Raw genomic sequence first — 6,931 nt, forward strand, 5'->3', positions numbered from 1 at the left:
CTCGGTTTGGCCCAAGTCCACCGGGCGGTGAAGGCCCGCGGCGGATTCGTCCGGGTGACCAGCGAGCCGGAGCAAGGAGCGACGTTCGAGGTTTATTTGCCGGATGTTGCTTATTAGAAGTGTGAGGAATCGCAACCAAGCTAAGCGAAGGTCGATCCATCGGCGCCGACCAAGGTCAAAAAAATGGAACGGACTGAAGAGATCTCAAGCACTCCAGTGCCGGAGAAAAGAGATTCATCCTTTATGGAAAAGGTCTCGAGAATCGGATCTTAATGGTTGGATTTACGCTTCGAGGAAAAAAGGTCAGAATTATTACGGCCCGTCAGGCATCTCGAAAGGAAAGGGCGATCTATGAAGAAGAAACTTCGTGAGGTTACAGATTACGATACCCAGGACACTTCTGGGATAATCAATAGAAAAAAACCTCTCAAGCTTGAAGACCTGGGATTTAAATTACCCCCGGTATCGCCCACTCAGGTAATTTCCATTCGCTTACCCACATCCCTATTAAATGAAATTCGTGCCAAGGCCAGCGCTCGAGATATGCCCTATCAGGCCCTCATCAAGCACCTGTTGGCGAAGTCTGTTAATAAATAGGAATGCATTAGCCGACCCGACGAAAACCCCACCAATGTTTTCTTCCTTTCAGCCGGCCTTTTATCCGGCTTTTTGGGGAAGTTTCAAATGCCCCAGGTTTAGGGGCTATGGTCACAAGGACTAGGGGTTGGATTGGCTTAGAAGAAATTCCGCTATTTTAAAACACCATACATCGCGGCCAACCTCTTGACTTAGTAAATTTCCAACCTTAGGTGCTTGAAGCATCCAGGGAAGCCGGTCCATTCCGGCACGGTCCCGCCACTGTGATGGAGTCAAGCCCTTCGCCGCTAAGTCACTGTCCTTGCTAGCCGCAGGGATGGGAAGGCAAGGCGTCGCGGCCCGAGCGTCTTTGCGAGAGACCTCGCTCCTAAGTCAGGAAACCTGGGCATTGGCCGACGATCACCTTCAAGCCTCTTCGCGGAAAGAGCATGCGACATCTCTCTCTCATCGCCGTCACGGCGGCACTGCTCGGCTTCGGCCCGCTGACGGCCCCGGCCCAACCCGCGCCCAAGCCCGGCGCCGAGATCGGCGAGCTGGTCGTCGAGGACCGGGCCGATCCGCTCGGCGCCGACAAGCCCTCGGCCTTCTTCTCGGTCATCTATCCCGATGAATATTCCGATCAGCTCACCACCCTGCCCGAGCTGCTCTCGCGAGAAGTGGGCATCCATGTCCAAAACTTCGGCGGCTTGGGCCAGCTCTCGACCGTCAGCATCCGCGGCTCCACCGCCGAGCAAGTCTCGGTCTACTTGGACGGGATCAAGCTCAACACCGCCGAAGGCGGGGCCGTCGATTTCTCGACCCTGCCGCTCGGCGCCATCGAGCGGGTCGAGATCCTGCGCGGCGGCGCCTCCAGCCAGTTCGGCAGCGACGCCATCGGCGGCGTCATCAATATCGTCACCAAGCGGGCGCCGGAGAAGGCCGCCTGGGAGCTGAAATTCAGCGAGGGCAGCTTCTTCACCATCCAAACCCACGAAGGCTTCGCCAAGCGCTTCGGCAAGATCGGCTTCGTGATCGATCACACTCACTTGAGCAGCGCCGGCGACTTCACTTTCCTCAATACCGGGGTCGAATTGGCCGGCGGCCAGACCTTGGGCGGCGGCCAGGAGTTCAAGCGGCTGCACAACAGCTTCTATAGCGAAGGAGTGCTGACCCGGGTCGACGCCGAGCTCGACGCCAAGAAGCGCCTCACCTTCGTCAACGACTTCTTCCTCACCTCGGAGGATTTGCCGGGCACCGAGTTCGAAACCACTCAGCTCCTGCCGGTCAACCCGCTCACCGCCCACGAGGATTTGGTCCGCAACGTCAGCGGGATCTCCTTCGTCTGGGAGGATTTCGCGGCCGAGGGCCTGAGCTTCAGCCTCTTCCCCAATTACCGCTTCGAGCGCAGCCACTTCCACGACCGGACGCCGGCCCTGGGACCGCCGATCGACGTGATCAGCCTGAACCAATCGGTCGACTTCAAGCCCCGCTTCGACTACGAGCGGCTCTTCAAGGGCCACGGCCACCGCTTCACCTTCCTCTACGATTTCCGCTACGACCGCTTCAACGACAGCTCGCCGCTGGCCGGCGCCAAGCTCTCCGGCCTCCACACCCGGCGGACCAACGCGGTCTTCTTCCAGGACGAGATCGCCCTGCTCGGCGAAAGGCTGCTGCTCAATCCCTCGGTCCGCTACGAGCATGCCAACGACTTCGGCGGCGACGTCGCGCTCCACTTCGGCTTGGTCGGCAAGGCCACCGATTGGCTGAGCTTCAAGACCAACGTCGAGAACTCCTTCCGCTATCCCAGCTTCAACGAGCTCTACCTGCCGGACCAAGGCTTCATCCGGGGCAATCCCGACCTCCTGAAGGAGCAAGCGATCAGCTTCGACGTCGGCGCCGACTTCCGCTGGCGCTGGATCAAGGGCGAGCTGAGCTATTTCCGCAACGCCATCGACAACTCCATCGTCTTCGTCCCGATCTCGGTTTTCACCATCGCCCCGCTCAACACCGGACCGGCCACCGCCCAGGGACTCGAAGCGTCGCTGGCGCTTAAGCCGCTCTCCTTCCTCGAAATCACCGGCAACTACACTTTCCTCGATGCCGAGCTGAACGGCAGCGGCAACCAGCTGCCGGGCCGGCCCCGCCATCTCGCCAACGGCCGGGTCGAGTTCTCTTGGAAGTACGGCGGCTTCTTCGCTGAGGTCCAATACATCGACAAGCTGCCGATCGACTTCAGCAACACCCGCTTCATCGTCGGCAAGGCCCTGGTCGACGTCGGCGGCACCTTCAAGTGGAAGGACCATTACTTCCTGACCGTCCAGGGGAAGAACGTCGGCAATGTCCAGACCTTGGACTCGGTCGGTTTTCCGCTGCCCCGGGCCAGCGTTTATCTGTCTTTCGGTTATAAAAATTAGCGCCAATTTTGCTTGTTCGGGGCTTCCGAACCCATTAGAAATTCCCGCCACAATCTCTTTCCCATGGAGGCTCACATGCATTGGCTTAAAAAATTAAAGGCCGGCTTCGGCTTGACGGTCTTGTTGCTCGCGTTAAATAACGGGGTGGCCGGCGCCACCAACGTGGCCATCCTCTACGATCCGGCTTTCGTTCCCACTGGCGGGGCTTCCGGCGACGAAGGCAGCAATTTGCTGGCCTCCGCCGAATCTTTCGGCCATACCCTGCTGCAAATCCTCGAGATCACGCCCGAAGCTTTCAGCGCCGGCTTGGCGGGTCAACAGGTCTTGCTCATCCCCGATACCGAAGTGGCCGACATTTCGGCGGCGCTTTCCGACGAAGCCCTCCAAGTCATCGCCGACTTCGTCGAAGCCGGCGGACGCTTGGTCGTCACCAATGCCGACAATAGTGGCGAGGACTTACTGTGGCTCAACGCCGCTTTCGGCTTCAGCATGACCGGAGCCTCCTTGAACAACGAAACCAGCGAAAAGCAGGCCATCGCGGCCGAGACAATCTTCGCCAATGCTCCGGCGACCGTGTTATATGGCGATGCCACCGCCGGCATCGACCCCGCCAGCAGGCCGGCCGAAGCTCAGATCATCTTCCTCGAGCCAACATTGGACTTAGCCACCGTCGTGCTGATCCCGGTCGGCGAAGGCGAGATCATCTATTTAGGCTACGACTGGTTCGAATCCGATCCACCCAATGCCGGCGAGCAGGACGGCGGCTGGCAAGCGGTTTTGGGCCAATCCCTGGCTGACGCCGATTTGTCCGTCACCAAGGCCGCCGACCCCATCGAGGTCGAAGTCGACGATCTCGTGACCTACACCATCACCGTCACCAACAACGGCCCCAACGAGGCCATCGGCGTGACGCTGACCGACGACGTGCCGACCGGACTGGTGGTCGATTCGATTTCCAGCAGCCAAGGCACCTGCGACTTGGCCTCGCTCGCCTGCGACCTCGGCAATATCGCCAACGGCGCCTCGGTGACGGTCACGGTCACCGCTTTCGCCGACGTCGAGGGCACGGTGACCAACACCGCCTCGGTGACTTCGCTGACGATCGACGGCAACGCCGGCAACGATTCGGCCTCGGCTTCGGTCGCGGTCTCGGACACCGGCGATCCGGTGATCTCCGGCGGCGGTTGCAGCTTGGGCGCCGGGGCCCAAGGCGGGGCGATGCTGCCGATGGCGGGCCTCTTGGTCGGCTTGGCCGTCTCGTGGCTGCGCGGTCGGCGATAAAATATCCTTTCTTGCAATAAAAAAGGCCCCGACTTCCGGGGCCTTTTTTATTGCCAAATTTTCAACGCATTTCCTGCAAAACAATGAGCTGAGAATTGTTTTGCAACGGCTTCAAATCCCCCCTGCCCCCCTTTTTCAAAGGGGGGTGTAAGATAGATTTGGCCAAAAGGTAAGAACCGGTACCGGCACAACGGTAGGGAGGGGAGTCCGGGGGACTCCTCGGAACGGCTTTTGGGCCGTCGATCACCCTAAAGCATCCAATAGACATCGATGGACCAAGCTTTTCCTGGCCCGGCTTGAGGGCCAGGAAAAAAAGTGAAGAGGATGTCCCCCGGACTCCCCTCCCGGGCAGAAAGACGAAAGTCGGCGCCGAACTCCACGCCAGCCACAAGGCGGGCCTAAAGGCCCTTGCTACCGCGCGAGAGGGCAAAACCTTGACAAGGTTTCCAAATCAGCGCTAGTGCCCGAGGAAATCCGTCCTACGTCCAAGGGAAGACCTGTACGCTTTCGAAAAGCAAATCAGGCACGGTCCCGCCACTGTGATGGAGCCGCTCTCTCGCCGTCAGTCACTGTCGATCTCGACGGGAAGGCAAGGCGAAGCGCCAAAGCTCCTAAGTCAGGAGACCTGAAACGTAGGCCATACCAGTCGACTCTTCGCGGAAAGAGTGAGGTAAACAGCTTGCGTTCGCGCTCGCCCAGGCCCTTCGGCCCCACCTCCCCCATTCCCGAAAAGCGATCTCAGAGGAGTTTCCATGAAGACCTCGCTTCGGACTTCAGTCTTGGCCATCGCCCTGCTCGCCGCGGCCTGCGGATCGGGCACCATCGAAACCACCGGCGGCAACAACGACGGCGGCAGCGGCAGCGGCAGCCTCACCACTTCCGAATCCTTCGCCCTGGCCACCGCCACCCTCAACGCCTTCGCCCTCGGCGGCGATTTCCCGCCCGAGATCGCGATCCCCAAGGCCAACGGCATGCAGTCGACCGCCTTCGTCGCCAACTTCGCGCCGGCCGGCATCATCCCGATCGATTTGAACTCCAATCCGCTGAAGGTTTCGGAATCTTTCGCCACCCTCGACCTCAGCACCGTGCCCGAAGCGGCCTTCCCCAACCATGTCCGGATCATCAGCACCACCTCGGCCTTCGTGCTCGGCAGCAGCGGGATGATCTACTACAACCCGACCAGCGGCGCGATCTTCGACAAGGTCAATCTCGCCGCGCCGATCGAGCTCGCCGAGGCCCTGCCGCTCTCGGGCCCCTGCGACTACGATTTCGACACGGTGGCCGATACCGAAGTCGGTCCCGGCGCCTTCTCGCCGAACTTCGCCGCCGACCTCCAAGTGATCGGCAACCGGGCCTTCGTCTCGATGGGCAGCTCCTGCTTCGATGCCGGCTTCAACTCCTTCTATGTTCAGGGCCTGGTCTTGGTTTACGACATCAACAACCAGCCGCCCTTTCTCACGCCGGCCGCCACGCCCTACATCGCACTCAGCGGCTTCAACGCCACCGGCCTCACGGTGGCGGGCGGCAAGCTGATCGCCACCAGCACCGGCGACACCGCCCTGGGCGGCGCCGGTTCCATGCCCGAGACGTCTTCCTTCTTGGATGAAATCGACCCGCTGGCTCTGACCGTGACTCGGACCCTCGAGCTGGGCGAGGTCGCGCTCAACTTTCAGCCCTTGGCGGTCAGCGCCGACGGCAAGCGTGGTTTCATCGGCAGCTCCAGCTTCAGCGAGGTCTACGAGATCGACCTGGCGAGCTTCAGCGCCCTCCGCGGCGAAAGCAATCCGATCCAAGTCAGCGACGAGGCCGCCGATTTCATCAGCGACCAGGAAATCGCCGAGGGCGGTCAAGTCCTCCTCGTCTCGAGCTTCAACCGCTCGGCGGTCAATGCGATCGACCTCAACTCGGCCGAGCGGGCCGTGCTGCCCAGCGCCCTCGATTTCGCCTTTCCCGACAATCCCGGCGTCACCGGCGCCGGTCCGATCGCGATCCGCCCCGGCGTCCCGGGCCGCGATTTCACCGGACCCGATCTCTTCGTCCTGACCTCTTCGCCGGGCACGGTCTCGACCGCGACGACTTACTAAAGGATTCGCGATGCGCTTGGCCGCCAAAATCCTGGTCTTGCTGCTCAGCGGCGCCCTGCTCGGCGGCTGCGGCAACGGCGCCGGCTTCAGGCCGGACTATCCGGTCGGACCAGCGAGCGGCGACGGCAGCGCCAAGCTCCAGTTTTACCGGCGCAACGCCGCGGCCCCGCTCAGCGAGATCGTCAATGTCTACGCCGGCGAAGTCGTCCCGCTGGAAGTCCGGGGGGCCGGTCCCGAGGAGAAGGTGCGTTGGTCCAGCTCCGACACCGGTCTCGGCGCCTTCGTGAAGCCGGGCGAGCTCCACCTCCGGGCGCCGGGAACTTTTCTAATCCAGGCCGGCGCCGGCGACCGCGAGGTCAGCCTCCGGGTCACCGCCGGCGAGCGCGATTTCGGTCGCCTGCCATCGCCCTCGCCAACACCGAGCGCTTCGCCCAGCCCGACACCGACGCCGAGCGCCACTCCCTCGCCGAGCCCCAGCTCGAACCCGGAGCCGACGCCCGATGCCACCGCCATCCCGACACCTCAGCCTTCCGACCCTTACGTCGACCAGGTCGTCTCCTTCACGCCGGGAGCCGG

The 6,931-nt window shown here is 61.7% G+C and carries 5 protein-coding genes and 2 riboswitches; all 5 genes read left to right on the forward strand.

The genetic code is table 11. The features are described 5' to 3' along the window. Positions 1-351: 351 nt before the first annotated feature. Complete coding sequence (locus tag VJR29_13155; protein HKY64355.1) at positions 352-597, forward strand: CopG family antitoxin; 246 nt, start codon at positions 352-354, stop codon at positions 595-597. Positions 598-794: 197 nt separating this feature from the next. Continuing rightward, a riboswitch (cobalamin riboswitch) is annotated at positions 795-1,001 on the forward strand. 24 nt (positions 1,002-1,025) lie between these two features. Further along, on the forward strand, positions 1,026-2,990 hold the full coding sequence (locus VJR29_13160; GenBank protein ID HKY64356.1) for a TonB-dependent receptor: 1,965 nt from the start codon (positions 1,026-1,028) through the stop codon (positions 2,988-2,990). 75 nt (positions 2,991-3,065) lie between these two features. Further along, the gene (locus VJR29_13165) at positions 3,066-4,271 is read left to right on the forward strand and encodes a DUF11 domain-containing protein (protein HKY64357.1); all 1,206 of its coding nucleotides are present in this window, start codon (positions 3,066-3,068) and stop codon (positions 4,269-4,271) included. A gap of 487 nt (positions 4,272-4,758) precedes the next feature. Beyond that, a riboswitch (cobalamin riboswitch) is annotated at positions 4,759-4,898 on the forward strand. A gap of 125 nt (positions 4,899-5,023) precedes the next feature. Beyond that, on the forward strand, positions 5,024-6,355 hold the full coding sequence (locus VJR29_13170; GenBank protein HKY64358.1) for a hypothetical protein: 1,332 nt from the start codon (positions 5,024-5,026) through the stop codon (positions 6,353-6,355). Positions 6,356-6,365: 10 nt separating this feature from the next. Continuing rightward, a partial coding sequence (locus VJR29_13175; protein ID HKY64359.1) for a hypothetical protein occupies positions 6,366-6,931 on the forward strand: 566 nt, incomplete at its 3' end.

This window comes from bacterium, assembly GCA_035281585.1.
Classification (GTDB): Bacteria; UBA10199; UBA10199; order DSSB01; family DSSB01; genus DATEDP01.

Coding starts and splice junctions, on each gene's coding strand:
- VJR29_13155 (HKY64355.1), top strand. CDS start 352: ATGAAGAAGAAACTTCGTGAGGTTACAGATTACGATACCCAGGACACT.
- VJR29_13160 (HKY64356.1), top strand. CDS start 1,026: ATGCGACATCTCTCTCTCATCGCCGTCACGGCGGCACTGCTCGGCTTC.
- VJR29_13165 (HKY64357.1), top strand. CDS start 3,066: ATGCATTGGCTTAAAAAATTAAAGGCCGGCTTCGGCTTGACGGTCTTG.
- VJR29_13170 (HKY64358.1), top strand. CDS start 5,024: ATGAAGACCTCGCTTCGGACTTCAGTCTTGGCCATCGCCCTGCTCGCC.